Source organism: Pseudoalteromonas sp. R86517, from assembly GCF_042466295.1.
In the GTDB taxonomy this organism is placed as follows: Bacteria; Pseudomonadota; Gammaproteobacteria; order Enterobacterales; family Alteromonadaceae; genus Pseudoalteromonas; species Pseudoalteromonas atlantica.
This window is the reverse complement of sequence record NZ_JAXHCB010000003.1, coordinates 662,613-678,113: the sequence shown is the minus strand read 5'-3', so window position 1 is coordinate 678,113 and position 15,501 is coordinate 662,613. Positions and strand designations below refer to the sequence as shown.

At 39.2% G+C, this 15,501-nt stretch carries 19 protein-coding genes; 16 read left to right on the top strand and 3 right to left on the bottom strand.

All coding sequences use genetic code 11. The annotated features are described in order from the left end of the window. Positions 1 to 180: 180 nt before the first annotated feature. A complete protein-coding gene (locus SJY38_RS19725) occupies positions 181 to 810 on the bottom strand; it encodes a hemolysin III family protein (RefSeq protein ID WP_377110651.1) in 630 nt (209 codons plus the stop codon). Positions 811 to 977: 167 nt separating this feature from the next. Between SJY38_RS19725 and SJY38_RS19720 the strand changes: the two genes are divergently transcribed. From SJY38_RS19720 to SJY38_RS19645, 16 genes are all read left to right on the top strand, one after another. Next, the gene (locus tag SJY38_RS19720) at positions 978 to 1,337 is read left to right on the top strand and encodes a hypothetical protein (protein ID WP_377110650.1); all 360 of its coding nucleotides are present in this window, start codon (positions 978 to 980) and stop codon (positions 1,335 to 1,337) included. A gap of 225 nt (positions 1,338 to 1,562) precedes the next feature. Further along, positions 1,563 to 1,841: a hypothetical protein gene (locus tag SJY38_RS19715; RefSeq protein WP_055254108.1), complete on the top strand. Its 279-nt coding sequence runs from the start codon at positions 1,563 to 1,565 to the stop codon at positions 1,839 to 1,841. Between the two features lie 223 nt (positions 1,842 to 2,064). Further along, positions 2,065 to 2,646 (top strand): LON peptidase substrate-binding domain-containing protein, encoded by a 582-nt coding sequence (locus SJY38_RS19710; protein ID WP_004586417.1) that lies wholly within the window; start codon positions 2,065 to 2,067, stop codon positions 2,644 to 2,646. A gap of 69 nt (positions 2,647 to 2,715) precedes the next feature. Then, the gene (locus SJY38_RS19705; protein ID WP_004586416.1) at positions 2,716 to 3,339 is read left to right on the top strand and encodes a sigma-70 family RNA polymerase sigma factor; all 624 of its coding nucleotides are present in this window, start codon (positions 2,716 to 2,718) and stop codon (positions 3,337 to 3,339) included. Further along, entirely contained in the window at positions 3,332 to 4,012 is a 681-nt protein-coding gene (locus SJY38_RS19700; RefSeq protein WP_138577221.1) for a ChrR family anti-sigma-E factor, read from the top strand. The genes SJY38_RS19705 and SJY38_RS19700 overlap by 8 nt, the downstream gene beginning before the upstream one ends. An 8-nt stretch (positions 4,013 to 4,020) precedes the next feature. Then, positions 4,021 to 4,974, top strand: coding sequence for a DUF523 and DUF1722 domain-containing protein (locus SJY38_RS19695; protein WP_096042971.1), 954 nt, complete (start codon positions 4,021 to 4,023; stop codon positions 4,972 to 4,974). Further along, positions 4,974 to 6,365, top strand: coding sequence for a deoxyribodipyrimidine photo-lyase (phrB, locus tag SJY38_RS19690; RefSeq protein WP_377110649.1), 1,392 nt, complete (start codon positions 4,974 to 4,976; stop codon positions 6,363 to 6,365). Before SJY38_RS19695 ends, phrB begins: the two co-directional genes overlap by 1 nt. A 1-nt stretch (position 6,366) precedes the next feature. Continuing rightward, positions 6,367 to 6,795, top strand: coding sequence for a nuclear transport factor 2 family protein (locus SJY38_RS19685; RefSeq protein ID WP_024031753.1), 429 nt, complete (start codon positions 6,367 to 6,369; stop codon positions 6,793 to 6,795). Positions 6,796 to 6,797: 2 nt separating this feature from the next. Then, positions 6,798 to 7,508 (top strand): SDR family NAD(P)-dependent oxidoreductase, encoded by a 711-nt coding sequence (locus tag SJY38_RS19680; protein ID WP_289169300.1) that lies wholly within the window; start codon positions 6,798 to 6,800, stop codon positions 7,506 to 7,508. Then, positions 7,505 to 8,761, top strand: a complete 1,257-nt coding sequence (locus SJY38_RS19675) for an NAD(P)/FAD-dependent oxidoreductase (RefSeq protein WP_377110648.1) — start codon at positions 7,505 to 7,507, stop codon at positions 8,759 to 8,761. The genes SJY38_RS19680 and SJY38_RS19675 overlap by 4 nt, the downstream gene beginning before the upstream one ends. Then, the gene (locus SJY38_RS19670; protein WP_377110647.1) at positions 8,754 to 9,491 is read left to right on the top strand and encodes a DUF1365 domain-containing protein; all 738 of its coding nucleotides are present in this window, start codon (positions 8,754 to 8,756) and stop codon (positions 9,489 to 9,491) included. Before SJY38_RS19675 ends, SJY38_RS19670 begins: the two co-directional genes overlap by 8 nt. 53 nt (positions 9,492 to 9,544) lie before the next feature. Next, positions 9,545 to 10,807, top strand: a complete 1,263-nt coding sequence (locus SJY38_RS19665; protein ID WP_377110646.1) for a class I SAM-dependent methyltransferase — start codon at positions 9,545 to 9,547, stop codon at positions 10,805 to 10,807. Continuing rightward, complete coding sequence (locus tag SJY38_RS19660; protein ID WP_029774497.1) at positions 10,782 to 11,294, top strand: DUF2878 domain-containing protein; 513 nt, start codon at positions 10,782 to 10,784, stop codon at positions 11,292 to 11,294. The genes SJY38_RS19665 and SJY38_RS19660 overlap by 26 nt, the downstream gene beginning before the upstream one ends. 50 nt (positions 11,295 to 11,344) lie before the next feature. After that, a complete protein-coding gene (locus SJY38_RS19655) occupies positions 11,345 to 11,818 on the top strand; it encodes a chalcone isomerase family protein (protein WP_377110705.1) in 474 nt (157 codons plus the stop codon). Between the two features lies 1 nt (position 11,819). Beyond that, the gene (locus SJY38_RS19650; RefSeq protein WP_282337402.1) at positions 11,820 to 12,359 is read left to right on the top strand and encodes a DUF3833 domain-containing protein; all 540 of its coding nucleotides are present in this window, start codon (positions 11,820 to 11,822) and stop codon (positions 12,357 to 12,359) included. Positions 12,360 to 12,565: 206 nt separating this feature from the next. Next, on the top strand, positions 12,566 to 12,841 hold the full coding sequence (locus SJY38_RS19645) for an HU family DNA-binding protein (RefSeq protein WP_004586404.1): 276 nt from the start codon (positions 12,566 to 12,568) through the stop codon (positions 12,839 to 12,841). A 206-nt stretch (positions 12,842 to 13,047) separates the two neighbouring features. Here SJY38_RS19645 and ilvN read toward each other — a convergent pair whose 3' ends face one another. Together ilvN and SJY38_RS19635 are read right to left on the bottom strand one after the other, a co-directional pair. Beyond that, positions 13,048 to 13,545 (bottom strand): acetolactate synthase small subunit, encoded by a 498-nt coding sequence (gene ilvN / locus SJY38_RS19640; RefSeq protein WP_004586403.1) that lies wholly within the window; start codon positions 13,543 to 13,545, stop codon positions 13,048 to 13,050. Further along, entirely contained in the window at positions 13,545 to 15,269 is a 1,725-nt protein-coding gene (locus tag SJY38_RS19635) for an acetolactate synthase 3 large subunit (RefSeq protein WP_054981927.1), read from the bottom strand. Before SJY38_RS19635 ends, ilvN begins: the two co-directional genes overlap by 1 nt. Positions 15,270 to 15,501 lie beyond the last annotated feature (232 nt).

The following is a 15,501-nucleotide window of genomic DNA, read 5'->3' as shown; positions in this document are numbered from 1 at the left end:
TTATCGAGCTAGTTAATTAGGCGAGTAATGACAGTGATAGGCTTATAGTCAAAGCCGTAAATAACAGCGTTTTGATTAAGGCTTAGGTGATAACGCCTAAGCTACAACGCGCTTTTATATAAAAGGGTAGCCAAATTAATGCGGTTTATGTGCATAGCGTAAAATTACTAATTACATGCATTAATACACGTAATTAGTAATTGAAATGTAGTGGCACACACACCCAGCTATTACAAAGAGGTGCCAAATTGCGTGGCTAAATTGAGTGCTTTTAGCGCTATAAAATAATGTACCTAAGCTATAAAAAATGCCGCCGGCCAGTAACCAGTACAGTGCTTTTACATCAATATTTAAATAAAGTGGGTATACAATCGCAAGGGCAAACCAGCCCATAAGTAAGTAGGTAGCCAGCGAGACTTTTTTATTACCATTTTTAACTAGCACTTTATAAGCAACGCCACCAAGCGCGATTGCCCAAATAAAGCTCAGTGTGCCCCAAGACCACAATCCATTAAGAGATAGCAACAAAAATGGGGTGTACGTACCTGCTATTAATACGTAAATAGCGCAGTGATCGCACTTTTTATAAAAAGCGCGTAATTTTGGCTGTACACTGGCGTGATAAAGTGTGGATGATAAAAACAATACAAATAAACTAGCCCCATATACAGCGGTACTAATATAAGCTTTTACGCTGGTGGCTTGTTTAAATAAATCCCACATTACAAACACAGCAAAAAATACTCCCAGTGCATGGCTTAATACATTGAGTTTTTCTTCTTTGCGAGAATAGGGTGCCTCTATAGTCATACTAGTCCTACCACTTATTAATTAAACTTGAGTGTACAGGTGTACGCTCAATGTTTCAATGTCAGCATTGTTACTGTAAATTAGTCACCGTACTTTTATTGATTTTAAAGGGAATTAATCGGGTATAGTGTGGTCGTATAGTCTCAATTAATTAAGGCACGTTTATCATGAAAAAAAAGCTCAAAGCCGTTTTACTTACTGCCATTGTGTATCCTGGGGCAGGGCACTTTTCGATTAAAAAGCATTTAATAGGCTGTATTTTTGCAGGTGTATTCACGCTACTTTTGTTTATGACATTAGGTGATATTTTGGCTATAGCGCAATGTAGCGCAAATGAAATTTTAGCAGGTAAAATTCCGATGACGGCTTCAGGCATTTTACAAGCCGCCCGTAATCCATCAGGTGAATGTGCACAGCTAGGGGAATATAAATATCTTCCTTTAATGGTGGTCATTTGGTTACTAAGTATGGTTGATGCTTATCGGTTAGGTAAAAAAGTTAAACCCGATACGCAAAATAAAAAGTAATGGTAGTCGTTGTTTTAAACTGCAAACAGTGAACTAAAAATATTTACTAATAGTTAGTCAAAAAATTAAAAAAGTTAGTTAAATTAACCAAGCCTGAATGCTGCGTTGTTATATGGATTTTGATATAGTCTTTAAATATCAATGATTTAATTTTTATTTTTCTGTTGGCACAACCCTTGATTATGTTATTGCGTCTAAACAATATACACAACAAGGAATACCATTATGAAACATTCAATTAAAATCGCTATGGCAAGTTTATTAGTATTAGGTTCTTCGCAAGTACATGCGAGTGAAGTGGACCTAGATGTAACTGATATTATAACGCAAAACGTAACAAGCTATATTAATCAAGCAACGGCAGAACTTGAACAATCAATTTCGCAGAGCCTTAGTTTTGATGCCCAGGCAGTACTTGAGCAATTTGTAAATCAAGCGCAAGAACAAGCTGACGTTACCACGCAGTCTTCAATGCCGGTAACTACGCAAGTTAAAGCTAAATAAGTGTAAAAGGATAAGACGATGAGTAACGAATTAGGATTATTTGCACTTATGTTGGCGCCTGTTGTAAGCATGATTAGTGTTTACTATATGGTTCAAGTAATAAAAAGTATGGGAAGTTGGATCAACTTTTAATTAATAGCTAAATAATTCGATTTGAGTAAGCTGATCGACTTAGTAAAAGCGCACGTAAATAAAGGCAGTGTAATTTAAAGAAGTAGACTTTATGAAACGTGCGATTTTCCCATTACCAATATTTGTCTTACCAGAAGGCTATACGCGTTTGCGTATATTTGAGCCTAGGTATTTAAACATGGTAAAGACCGCACTACAAAATAATGTCGGTTTTGTACTGTGCACCTACCAGCACGACACGCCATTTAATATTAGCGCTCAGGGCTGTTTGGTCGATATTATCGACTTTGATCAAGACCCTAGCAATATGCTACTCATTGATGTGTACGCTGCTAAAAGCGTGCAAATAAATGACGTATACCAAGATGAAAGTGAATTGCGCCATGGCTTATTAAGCGATTGCAATACGCCGTATTGGTACAATGACTCACACAGTGAAATTTCGGCTGATAATCAACGCTTGTCTGATTCTTTGCAGGACATATTTTTAAACAATAAAGAGCTTTCTAGTTTATATAGGCAAACCAAGTTTGATAATTTAGCCTGGGTAGCTGCGCGCTGGCTTGAACTATTACCTATATCTATTGATAAAAAACAGCAACTTGCGTTCGAAAGTAACTTTGCTAACTTACTAAACTTCCTCCATACTGTGATCAACAATGAATTTGCCTAAAATAATGTGATCTGCGTTTAATTGCTTGGCGTATAGATATGTACAAAAGCATACACGGGATTAATTATTATGGTAAGTCAACAACCCTCACCACGTTGTGAACCTAATACAGGTAAATATACTGCCATGCCAGAAACGCCAAGTGCAGAGCTTATGCAAGCTCTGCTTGATGTAGCTACTTCGCGAGACAAAAGAGCGTTTGCTTACTTATTTGAATACTTTTCGCCAAAAATCAAACGCTTTGGAATTAAGCAATTTGGCTCTGAGGCACAAGCAATGGAGCTTGTACAAGAAACATTAACCTCAGTGTGGCGTAAAGCGCATTTGTATCACAGCGATAAAGGGGCTGCGACGACCTGGGTATATACCGTAATGCGTAATGCCTCATTTGATATGCTTCGTAAAATGAAAAGTAATAAAGAAGAAAATATAAGCGAAGATATTTGGCCACTTATTAACGAATCTCAAGATACAACACTTGAATTTAGCGACCACTTGGAAGATCAACAAATTAAACGATACCTAGACAAACTACCAACCGCACAGCGAGAGGTCGTCCGAGGCGTTTATTTCCAAGATATGTCGCAAGAGCAACTTGCTCAACAATTAAATATTCCTGTAGGCACGGTAAAATCACGATTGCGTTTAGCCTTGCAAAAATTACGTAATGAAATGGGAGATCAGCATGATTAAACATCACCCTAGTGAATCTTTACTAGCACAATATTGTTCAGCGCAGTTACCTGCATCGTTAAGCGTTGCGGTATCTATACACGTTGATATGTGCCCGGTTTGCCAAGCAAAAGTGGCAAAACTTGAAGCCGCTAATGCAAAGGATGTATTTAGCGATGCGTCATACGCCCCTGATACATTAAATTTAAGTAATGATTTACAAGCGCCAGATTTTGACGCTGACCTGCTAGATTTGATAACCGCCGATGCTAGCATTGATGAAGTTTACGAAGTTGAGCCGGTAACCGTACAAGTTAACGAGCATAACTACGAATTACCACGCGCCTTAACACGCATTTCGCATGGGCGTTTTACGCAAGTGGGTAAGCTTGCTCGCTCTCGCGTTGCTATTGATGATGGCCCATTGCGCTCAAGCCTTTTACATATTGGCGCAGGGGGCGAAATCCCCGAGCATACTCATACTGGTTTTGAAGTAACCTTGCTACTTGATGGTGAGTTTAGTGATGAAGAGGGTAGTTACGTGCCAGGAGACTTTATTTGGCAAGATGGCTCTCATCAGCACACCCCACTTACAAAAGATGGCTGTTTATGCTTTACAGTAGTCAGTAGTGCGCTACATTTTAATAAAGGGCTCAGTAAGTTACTTAATCCTATAGGTAACTTGATTTATTAAGAGAATTTATGCAAACAGACACAATAAAAATAGGTATTAGCGCCTGCTTAGCAGGCGAAAAAGTACGTTTTGATACAGGCCATAAAAAGTCTAACTTTTGTATGGATGAACTTGGAAAACATGTAGAGTACACGCGTTTTTGCCCAGAGGTAGCCGTAGGGTTACCTATTCCTAGGCCAACCATACGCCAAGTACGCGTAGGCGATACAATAAAAGTATGTCGCCCAGATGGCACTGGCGATGTTGGGCCTAAGCTAACTGAATACGGTAAAAAAGTAGCCACAGAGCAAGCTAAAAACCTAAGTGGTTTTGTTTTTTGTGCGAAAAGCCCAAGCTGCGGTATGGAAAGAATTAAAATTTATAACGAAGCGGGCACCGGCAATACCTCCGAAGGCGTTGGTTTTTTTGCTGAGCAAATAATGAAGCACAATCCATTACTGCCATGTGAAGAAAACGGCCGCTTAAACGACATGCATTTACGCGAAAACTTTGTAATGCGCGTGTACGCGTACAAACAGTGGCAGTTATTAGCTTCTGAGCCGCTCACAGTGCATAAGCTTACCCAGTTTCATTCGCAATATAAGTACTTATTAATGGCTCATAATTATCAAGCTTACCGCGACTTAGGTAATTTACTTGGTACTTATAAAGGTGATGATATTAACGCTTTAGCAGATGAGTACATTCTTGGGTTAATGAACGGCCTTAAAAAGCCTGCATCACGCAGGAATAACTGCAACACGTTAATGCACTTGCAGGGCTACTTTAAAAAAGACTTATCTAAGGTTGAAAAGCAAGAGCTACGCGATGCCATCGATGAATACCGTCAAGGTTTAGTGCCTTTGTACGTACCGCTTACCTTGTTAAAACATCATCTGAAAGTACACCCTAATGAATACCTAGAAAAGCAGGTGTTTTTTAATCCTTACCCTAATGAACTAAAATTACGTTACGGCATATAATGAATACACTTTTTTGGTTTAGGCGCGATTTGCGCCTTTTTTCTAACGAAGCGCTTATTGAAGCGCTAAATAATGGCGCTAAACAGGCCATTTTTTTTATCTGCGAAAAGCAATGGCAACAACACAACGCCGCTCCCATTCAAATAGATTTACTAAAAAGACGTCTCAATTATATACGCGAGCAGCTAGCGCAGTACGCAATAGAGCTGCATATTATTGATGCCCCTTACTTTGACGATTGTGAAAGTGCGCTTTTATCATTTTGCGATAAACATCAGGTAAAACATGTAATTGCTAATAAAGAGTATGAGTTAAATGAAGTAAATCGTGATGCGCAAATACTTGCAAAGTGTGATGATAAAAATATTACGTTTACCCTCTATGAGGGAGATGTAATAGCGCCTGTAGGCAGTGTTAAAAACCAAAGTAACGAAATGTACAAAGTGTTTACGCCATTTAAAAAACAGTGGCTTAAACAACATCAAGATAATCACTTTAGCTTATTACCGTGGCCTTTAAAAAAACAGCCGATAAATAACAACGCACAGGCCATTAAAAGTGATGGCAGCTCAGAAAAATGGCCGGTTGATGATGAAAGCTTAGCAACCATTGTTGATAATTTTATTTGCGACAAATTAAGTAGCTACGACGAACAGCGTGATATACCCAGTATTAAAGGCACATCGGGTTTAAGCCCTTATTTAGCTCTGGGTATTATAAGCCCTAAGCAGTTACTGGTTAATATTCAAAACCGCTACCCAGATATTTTAACAATATCTAAAAGTAAAACTTTTACTTGGGTAAACGAGCTTATTTGGCGCGAATTTTATCGTCATTTAATTGCGCAATTTCCTAAGCTTTCTCGTGGTGATAACTTTAACGAAAAGTACAATGGCGTTAAATGGCGTAAAAACGAGGCTGAGTTTAAAGCCTGGTGTGAGGGAAAAACAGGTTACCCACTCGTTGATGCAGCGATGAGACAGTTAGTTCAAACCGGCTGGATGCATAACCGTTTAAGAATGGTAGTTGCCAGCTTTTTGACCAAACATTTATTAATTGATTGGCGTGAAGGCGAGCAGTTTTTTATGCAGCACCTTATTGATGGCGATTTAGCCTCTAATAATGGTGGTTGGCAGTGGGCTGCAAGCACTGGCTGTGACGCGCAGCCTTATTTTCGCGTATTTAATCCTATCACTCAAAGTGAGCGCTTTGATCCTAATGGTAAATTTATACGTAAATATTTACCGGAGCTTGAAAAAGTGCCAGATAAACATATTCATTTTCCTCATGCTTATTTAGCGTCAATAGGGGCTGATAAGCAATGTTACTGGCCGGCAATCGTAGATCATAAAGCAGCTCGCGAGCGTGCAATAGCTGCATTTAAGGGGTGATATGGAAACAGCATTACCGGTAGCAAAATTTGTAGAAATATATCAACAACTCGATAAATCAAACCTGCATTTGCTTAATGATATTTACAGCGAGCAAATTAAATTTAAAGACCCAATGCACGAAATACACGGGCTAAGCGAGCTTACCCGATATTTTTCTAATCTATATAGTAATGTTAAGCATTGTCAGTTTGATATTAGCGACACCTACGAGCGTGATGACAAAGCATTTTTGTATTGGACTATGCATTACGCCCACCCAAAACTGGCTTCTGGCAAAACTATATCGGTAGAAGGGCACAGTAAGCTGGTTTTTAAAGAAGGTAAAATTATTAACCACCGGGACTATTTTAATGTCGGTGAGATGCTATACAAGCATATTCCTATTTTAGGTGGCGTTATAAATTACATAGATAAACGAGCAGGGTAGCGATGAATATTTTAATTACAGGTGCAACCTCAGGTATTGGCGAGCAGCTTGCAATAAAGTACGCTCGGCAAGGCAACACCGTGATTGCTTGCGGTAGAAACCTTGAAAAGTTAGCTGAGCTTGAAAAACACACCAATATTAAAGCGTGTCAGTTTGATGCCACAGACCTTAAAGACATAAAGCAAGCAACCCTGGGGTTTAGTGCTTTTGATAAGGTTATTCTTAACGCTGGTAACTGTGAGTATGTAGATGATGCCCGTAACTTTGACAGCGCTTTGTTTGAGCGAGTTATTTCAGTAAACCTGCTGGCAATGGGCTACTGCCTAGAGGCACTATTACCAAAAATTAGTGCGGGCGGACAACTTGTGCTTGTTAGCTCAAGCGTTACGTATTTACCTCTGCCACGCTCTGAGGCTTATGGCGCATCTAAAGCCGGGGTAAGCTATTTAGCGAAAAGCTTAGCAATCGACTTAAACGATGTTGATGTTACGTTGGTGCACCCTGGTTTTGTTAAAACTCCCCTTACTGATAAAAACGATTTCCCAATGCCTATGGCCGTCACTGCAACAGAGGCCGCCGATTATATGATTAAGGGGATCAATAAACGCCGTAAAGAAGTTCATTTTCCTTATCGGTTTACGCTTATTTTAAAAGCATTACGTATTTTACCGTTACCACTTTGGTTACGTTTAGCAAAAGGATTAGCCCGTTGAAAAAAATAGCAATAATAGGTTCTGGCGTATCGGGTTTAACCTGTGCTCATTTACTGCATAAGCATTACGATATTACTGTATTTGAAAAAAACGATTACATTGGTGGTCATACCGCGACAGTAGAGATATCTGATGCAGGGGTTAAACGCGCAATAGACACGGGCTTTATAGTATTTAATGACCGCACTTACCCGTACTTTGAAAAACTACTCGCGCGCATTGGCGTAGACAGACAAGAAACACAAATGAGCTTCAGTGTTCATAATCAAGCAAGTGGTTTTGAGTACAACGGACACACCTTTGCCAGCTTATTCGCTCAAAAAAGAAATATATTTAGGCCTAAGTTTTGGCGCTTGTTAAGCGATATAGTTAAGTTTAATAAATTATGTAAAGCAATGCACAGCGAGCAAAACTACCCTAAAGATCAAACACTGGGTCAGTTATTAGATACGCACGGCTTTAATGACTTTTTTAAATACCATTACATTTTACCTATGGGGGCGGCAATTTGGTCAACCAGCATCAAAGAGATGCAAAATGTAGGGGTTGAGTTTTTTGTAAACTTTTTTTACAACCATGGCTTACTTGATGTTACAAACAGGCCGCAGTGGTATGTAATCCCTGGTGGGTCTAAGCAATACATTAAGCCGCTTATTAAAGGTTTTGCAGAGCGGATAGAACTAAATACCGACATTGAGACGGTTACGCGTGTAGATAATAAAGTAATTATTACTCTTGAAAATGGCGAACAAGCTGAATTTGATAAAGTGGTATTTGCGTGTCACTCAGATCAAGCCCTTGCATTACTTGGTGATGCGACTGAGCAAGAACAGGCTGTATTAGGTGCAATCCCTTATACCGAAAACTCGGTAGTACTGCATACAGATACCAGTTTACTGCCAGATAGAAAAGCCGCCTGGGCTAGCTGGAATTACTTACTAAACGAAAACACCGACAAAGCAGCGGTTGTTACATACCAAATGAATATACTGCAAGGTATAGACTCAGATACACAATTTTGTGTAACCCTTAATCACTTAGAAGGGATTAACAAAGCAAATATATTACGTGAGTTTACTTATCATCACCCTGTTTTTAACGAAGCATCCATTGCCGCACAAAAACTCAAGCACACTGTTGATGGCCAAAATAATAGCTATTTTTGTGGTGCTTATTGGTATAACGGTTTTCATGAAGATGGTGTTCGCAGTGGGGTAGATGTGGCTAAGCAATTAGGTGTTGAATTTGAATAGCGCTGTATACTTAGGCGATGTAAGGCACAGGCGCTTTGCGGTAAAAAATCATCAGTTTAAATACCCGCTTTATATGATGTGGGTAGATTTAAAAAATCCGTTATTGCTTAATAACATTCACCCTATGTTAGGTACTTTTGGGTTTAAAGCACTGCGTTTTAATCAAGCCGATTATTTAAACACACTGCCAAACTCAGAGCCATTAAGTATTATTGAACGTGCACAGTGCCAAATAGAAAAACTAGGCGTTAAAGAGACGTTTTCGCATATTTATATGCTTGGCCAACTTAGGTGTATGGGCATTTATTTCAGCCCTGTAAATTTTTACTTTTACGGTAATAGCACCGATAACTTTAAATATATGGTGGCTGAGGTAAGCAATACGCCGTGGAATGAGCGCCATTATTATTTGATGCCCTTACAAAAAAAAGTGAACTTTAAGAAGGCTTTCTCCGTATCACCCTTTATGAATTTAGATATGGACTACCATTGGCAAGTACAACATACAGCCGATAACACATTAATTCATATAGAAAATAAACGTGGGGATGAGTTGTTATTCGACGCGTCTTTACGATTAAAGCGAAGTCAGTTAACGAAGCAAGAAGTTAATAAATTATTAAAAAAATTTCCTGCGATGACTTTGTCTATTTTCAAAGGTATTTATGTGCAAGCACTTAAGCTGTTTATTAAAAGGGTTCCTTTTTTAGGTCATTCAGGAAAATCTTAGTATAGTTAAACAAGCTTAGTTGCAGGTAGCGATACAATTATAAAGGGTTTAAGATGGAAAAAGTCTCGAGTATAAACTGCCAAGAGCAAACAGGTTGGTTTACAAACTTATATAAAAAGCTAGTCACCAAAGCCTTTGCAAGTATTGAAACAGGCCAAATAGTGTTAGTTGAAAACAGTCGCTCAACAGTATTTGGTCAACAACATTCAGACTTAAAAACCACGATTACCGTTAACGACACTGCCATGTACAAAGCATTTGCGCTATCTGGCAGTGTGGGTGCTGGTGAGTCTTATATTCTTGGGCAATGGTCATGTGATAACTTGACCAAACTCATCGAAATTTTTGCCATAAACCAAAAACAACTAGATGCTTTTGAAAAAAAATTCTCGTTTTTTAGTGGCCTAGCCCACCGTTTTAACCATCTCAAAAACAGCAACTCAGAATCTGGGTCGAAAAAGAATATCGTTGCACATTACGATTTAGGTAACGATTTATACGAGTCATTTTTAAGCGAGGAAATGCTCTACTCCTGCGCTGTTTATCCATCAAAAGAGGCCTCTCTTGAGGATGCTCAACAAAACAAGCTTAAACAAATTTGTGAGCAGGTAGAGATAAACGAAGGCGATTCAGTTATTGAAATTGGCACAGGCTGGGGGGCGTTTGCGATTTACGCGGCCACACATTACAACTGCCATGTGACCACAACAACGATTTCTGATGAGCAATATGCCTATGTTGAAAACAAGGTTAAGCAGTTAGGACTTGAAAATAATATAACTTTGCTCAAGCTTGATTATCGTTTATTAGAAGGGCAATACGACAAGCTTGTATCAATAGAGATGATAGAAGCAGTAGGGCATGAATACCTACCAAGCTTTTTTAAGCAATGTAATAGCTTGCTTAAAGAAGACGGTGCAATGCTTATCCAAGCGATCACTATTGGCGATCAACGTTATCAACATTATTTAAAAAACTCTGACTTTATTCAGCAGTATATTTTCCCCGGTGGTTGTTTGCCTTCAATTAATGAGATGAGCGAGCAAATTAAGAACAATACCGATATGGTTATTCATACTGTAAGCGATATAGGCGCGCATTATGCTAGAACACTAGCCGATTGGCGCACACGCTTTATTGATAACTGGCACACCCTAGACAGTGACAAGTTTGATGAGCGTTTTTACAGATTATGGTTATTTTACTTTGCTTACTGCGAAGGCGCTTTTAGAACGCGAGCAACCAGTACCGTTCATTTAACGGCGCGTAAACCACGTTTTACCAGTCAAAATGACGAAATTGCCCTTAATTATTAATTTTGTGCTTTTTCAAACAGTGTGGTTTTTATCACTGTTTTTAGAAGCTCAATCTGTTTTATACACCTCTGGTATTGTTGTGCTTATGTTTGTTTTATCAAAGCAGCATAAGCTCGACGCGTTGCTTTTAGTAAAAGCTTTACCAATTGCGCTGTTATGTGAATACCTTGCTGTGCAGCTAAACCTTTTGGAATTTAAAGTATCCCCTTTTCCGCTTTGGTTAGCCTTGCTATGGGCAGCATTATTGCTTTGCTTAAACACATCAATGGCGTTTATTACTAACCTAAAACTTTGGCAAGCCTATTTAGTGTGCTTAGCCTTTGCGCCAATTAGTTATTATTCAGGTGCTCAATTTGGCGTGCTTAGTATTTATTCACCTGTGTGGATGTTTTGGCTTCTGTACGGCGCACTGTGGGCTGCTGCCTTTACATTAATTCTTATTATTAACCAAAAAATTAAAGCGATTATAAATTTTAGCAAGCAATAACAGGAGCTTGTATGAATATCACCGCAAAAATATGGACAATAACGGCCACAATGATTATGGCTACTTTTTTTACCCCATTGAGCTTTAGCGAAGAGCAAACTGACTTTAAAAAAGTGGGCGAGGCTCGCATGGAATATTTATTTTGGGATGTTTACGATGCAACGTTATATACCCGCTCAGGGAGTTACAAACAGGGGGCGCACCCCGTTAAATTTACGCTCACCTATTTGCGAGACTTTGCAGCAAAAGACATTGTTAAAGCCACTAAAGAGCAATGGCTGCATTTAGGTAAAAGTGATTTATCAGCTAAGTATGCTGATAAATTATTCGCTCTTTGGCCAGACATTAAAAAAGGCGAGTCGTTAAGCTTACAAACATCACTAAACGGTCAGGCTACTTTTTATCATAATGACAAAAAGTTAGGTGAAATTACAGACTCACAATTTGCCAATCAGTTTTTAGCTATTTGGCTAAGCCCAAACACCTCAGAGCCAGCACTTAGAAAACAATTATTAGGGATTTAACATGCGCAATATAAATAAATTTAAACAGCTATGTATTTTAATGGCCGCATTATTTTTAGTGAGCTGCTCCGCGCCAAAAGTAGAGCACTACAATAGCAGCAACCCAGAATTTGATTTTAAAGCGTTTTTTAGTGGCGATTTAAAAGCATACGGCGTTGTGCAAGATTATAAAGGCGAACTCACACGTAAACTTGTTGTCTCTATGAATGCGCGCTGGGAAGGTAACGAGGGCGTTATAGAGGAAGACTTTGTGTATGACGATGGTGAAACACAAAAGCGTATTTGGTATGTCACCCTTAATGACGATAATAGCTTAGTGGGACGTGCTGATGATGTGCTTGGCATTGCAACCGGTAAAAGCGCAGGCAGTGTGTTTCATTGGAACTACAATGTGGCCTTACCCTATGACGGTAGTACGCTTGAGGTGAATTTTGATGATTGGATGTACCTGGTTACACAATCGCGCTTGATAAACCGAACGTCTATTGTTAAGTTTGGTGTCGAGGTTGGGGAAGTGACCTTAGTTATCGAAAAAATATAGAGCAGTGTGTTATTTAAAGTGTGCCTTTTGTGTACTTAAATTAAGTTTTAGTTAACCCAACACGCTGTATTTTACCGAGAATTATTAAAATTTTACGCATTTTCGAAGTATTTAAGCAAAAAATGCAATTTGCTGTTGCTAACTCCTTAAAAATGCATAAAGATAGGTTTTGCGAAGGCAAAATAATAACGAATAGGAATCTAACAATGAATAAAGCTCAATTAGTTGAAAAAATCGCTACTGATGCAGAAATCTCTAAAGCTGCTGCTACACGTGCACTTGACGCGTTTACTGGCGCTGTAACTTCTTCTTTAAAAGAAGGTAATTCAGTTGCATTAGTAGGTTTTGGTACTTTCTCAGTTAAAGAACGTGCAGCACGTACTGGCCGTAACCCACAAACGGGTGCTGAGATCCAAATCGCAGCGGCAACTATCCCAAGCTTTAAAGCAGGTAAAGGTCTTAAAGACCAAGTAAACCCTTAATTGGCGTTTTACAGAATTTTTTAAAAAAGAGCTATTTAGCTCTTTTTTTTTGCCTGTATTAAAGCAGTGAGCTTACCTAAGTTAAGCTTATTTCCACATGCCTAATTAGGTATTAATGCAGAGCGTTGTAAGGCAAGGCTTAGCATAAAAAATCCCTGCTAATTGCTTATCAGGGATTTAATATTAAACGCTTAAGCTTTAATTAATTACGCTTTTAACGCTTTGTCACCACGGCCGATCCCTACAGCACCAGAGCGCACCACTTCAATAATGTCGGTTTCATGGCGTAGGGTGTCTAAAAACGATTCTATTTTGTCTGTGCTGCTTACCAGTTGTAAGCTGTAGCTTTGGCGTCCCATATCTAAAATAGCACCTTGGAACACGTCTACAACGCGTGTAACCGCTGCACGGGTGGTTTCGTCTTGGGCAAATACTTTAACAAGTAATAATTCACGTTCGATGTGACTCATTTCGGTTAAATCAATAATTTTAAGTACATCAACTAATTTATTAACTTGTTTGGTAATTTGCTCAACGATTCTATCATCACCCATAGTGGTAATGGTGATACGTGACAGTGATTCATCATCAGTTGTACCCACTGTTAAGCTATCTATGTTGTAGGCGCGCTGTGAAAAAAGCCCAACAATGCGAGATAAGGCTCCCGGTTCGTTTTCTAATAAAATAGATAATATACGACGCATTATGCTTTTACTCCTTTACGTAACCACATCTCATCAATGCCACCTAGTTTAATTTGCATTGGGTATACATGTTCTTTTTCATCAACGTTAATATCTAAAAATACTAAACGGTCGTTAATGCTCATGGCTTTATCTATAGCAGGTTGTAGTTCATCTAAAGTATCTACCTTTATGCCTACATGGCCATAGCTTTCAACAAGTTTTACAAAGTCAGGTAATGAGTCCATATATGAAGATGAATGGCGACCGCCGTAAATCATATCTTGCCATTGGCGTACCATGCCTAGTGAGCGGTTATTTAGCGAAACCACTTTTACAGCCAAGTTGTACTGTAAACATGTTGATAGCTCTTGAATATTCATTTGGATTGAGCCATCGCCGGTTACACACACTGATTCTTTATCAGGAAAGGCAAGCTTAACCCCCATCGCTGCTGGTAAGCCAAAGCCCATGGTGCCTAAGCCCCCTGAATTGATCCATTGGCGAGGGTTTTTAAATGGATAATATTGCGCTGCAAACATTTGGTGCTGACCTACATCAGAGCTTACATATGCGTCACCATTAGTGGCTTTATACACTGCTTCTATAACAGCTTGAGGCTTTATTTTGTCGCCATCGGTGTTGTAGCTTAGGCACTTTTGCTCGCGCCAGCTAATAATTTGTCGCCACCAATCCTCTTGTGCACTGCGATCAATTTGAATACTGCTTTTATCTATGCCGGCTTGCAGTTGCTCCATTACAGTGGCTAAACAGCCCACAACCGGAATGTGTGCTTTAATCGTTTTAGAAATAGAGGTTGGGTCTACATCTACGTGAACGATGGTTGCATTAGGGCAAAACTTTTTAACATTATTGGTTACACGGTCATCAAAACGCGCTCCCAGTGCTAAAATTACATCGGCATTTGCCATGGCTTTATTGGCTTCAAGCGTGCCGTGCATACCCAGCATACCCACGTAATTTGGGTGAATACCCGAAATACCGCCTAAGCCCATTAATGTATTAGTGATAGGTGCATTTAGCGATTCAACTAAGCGGGTTAATTGCTCAGAGGTGTTAGATAAAATAATACCGCCGCCTGAGTATATAACCAGTTTTTTAGCTTCTAAAATTGCGGTAACTGCTTTTCGAATTTGTTTAGAGTGGCCCTTTGTATTTGGGCTGTAGGTTCTAAGCTCTGTTGTTTTAGGGAAGTTGTACTCAAACTTAATAGCAGGGTTAAGCATATCTTTTGGTAGCTCAACAACAACGGGTCCTGGGCGGCCAGTACTTGCAATATAAAACGCTTTTGCCAAAATAGCCGGAATTTCTTCAGCGCTTCTGCAGTTAAAACTATGTTTTACAACCGGGCGAGAACAGCCAACAATGTCAGTTTCTTGGAATGCATCGTCACCAATTAAGCTAGTAGGTACTTGCCCCGATAATACCACCATCGGAATTGAGTCCATATAAGCGGTAGCAATACCTGTAATACAGTTAGTTGCGCCAGGGCCTGAGGTAGCAAGTACAACACCAACTTCGCCAGTAGCTCGGGCATAACCGTCAGCCATATGGGTTGCGGCTTGTTCGTGACGTACTAAAATATGTTCAATATCTTCTTGTTGAAAAAGTGCATCGTATAAATCTAAAACCGACCCACCTGGGTAGCCAAAAATATACTTAACCTTCAACTCTTTTAATGCCTGAACAACTAGTTCAGAACCATTATATTCTTGTTTGCTCATCCTCATTCCTCTGTGCGCTGTTTATGCATAAAAAAACCCCCGCGTAGTGCGAGGGTTTTTAAAAAGCAATTTCACTTTTTAATACATCCCCGCTGGGCTTATCACTAAGACCACTACGAGTACGAATAAAAGGTGAAGTTGTTTTTTCATAATTGTCACTTTATAAAAAGCAAAATGCTGCTTTAGATTAAAAATTCTATATGGGGTTATTTTTAAGGGTTTTACGTGCTTA

What these genes read in the sequence shown, in the direction of transcription:
- SJY38_RS19725 (WP_377110651.1), bottom strand. Translation starts at nt 810, where the DNA reads ATGACTATAGAGGCACCCTATTCTCGCAAAGAAGAAAAACTCAATGTA.
- SJY38_RS19720 (WP_377110650.1), top strand. Translation starts at nt 978, where the DNA reads ATGAAAAAAAAGCTCAAAGCCGTTTTACTTACTGCCATTGTGTATCCT.
- SJY38_RS19715 (WP_055254108.1), top strand. Translation starts at nt 1,563, where the DNA reads ATGAAACATTCAATTAAAATCGCTATGGCAAGTTTATTAGTATTAGGT.
- SJY38_RS19710 (WP_004586417.1), top strand. Translation starts at nt 2,065, where the DNA reads ATGAAACGTGCGATTTTCCCATTACCAATATTTGTCTTACCAGAAGGC.
- SJY38_RS19705 (WP_004586416.1), top strand. Translation starts at nt 2,716, where the DNA reads ATGGTAAGTCAACAACCCTCACCACGTTGTGAACCTAATACAGGTAAA.
- SJY38_RS19700 (WP_138577221.1), top strand. Translation starts at nt 3,332, where the DNA reads ATGATTAAACATCACCCTAGTGAATCTTTACTAGCACAATATTGTTCA.
- SJY38_RS19695 (WP_096042971.1), top strand. Translation starts at nt 4,021, where the DNA reads ATGCAAACAGACACAATAAAAATAGGTATTAGCGCCTGCTTAGCAGGC.
- phrB (WP_377110649.1), top strand. Translation starts at nt 4,974, where the DNA reads ATGAATACACTTTTTTGGTTTAGGCGCGATTTGCGCCTTTTTTCTAAC.
- SJY38_RS19685 (WP_024031753.1), top strand. Translation starts at nt 6,367, where the DNA reads ATGGAAACAGCATTACCGGTAGCAAAATTTGTAGAAATATATCAACAA.
- SJY38_RS19680 (WP_289169300.1), top strand. Translation starts at nt 6,798, where the DNA reads ATGAATATTTTAATTACAGGTGCAACCTCAGGTATTGGCGAGCAGCTT.
- SJY38_RS19665 (WP_377110646.1), top strand. Translation starts at nt 9,545, where the DNA reads ATGGAAAAAGTCTCGAGTATAAACTGCCAAGAGCAAACAGGTTGGTTT.
- SJY38_RS19660 (WP_029774497.1), top strand. Translation starts at nt 10,782, where the DNA reads ATGACGAAATTGCCCTTAATTATTAATTTTGTGCTTTTTCAAACAGTG.
- SJY38_RS19655 (WP_377110705.1), top strand. Translation starts at nt 11,345, where the DNA reads ATGATTATGGCTACTTTTTTTACCCCATTGAGCTTTAGCGAAGAGCAA.
- SJY38_RS19650 (WP_282337402.1), top strand. Translation starts at nt 11,820, where the DNA reads ATGCGCAATATAAATAAATTTAAACAGCTATGTATTTTAATGGCCGCA.
- SJY38_RS19645 (WP_004586404.1), top strand. Translation starts at nt 12,566, where the DNA reads ATGAATAAAGCTCAATTAGTTGAAAAAATCGCTACTGATGCAGAAATC.
- ilvN (WP_004586403.1), bottom strand. Translation starts at nt 13,545, where the DNA reads ATGCGTCGTATATTATCTATTTTATTAGAAAACGAACCGGGAGCCTTA.
- SJY38_RS19635 (WP_054981927.1), bottom strand. Translation starts at nt 15,269, where the DNA reads ATGAGCAAACAAGAATATAATGGTTCTGAACTAGTTGTTCAGGCATTA.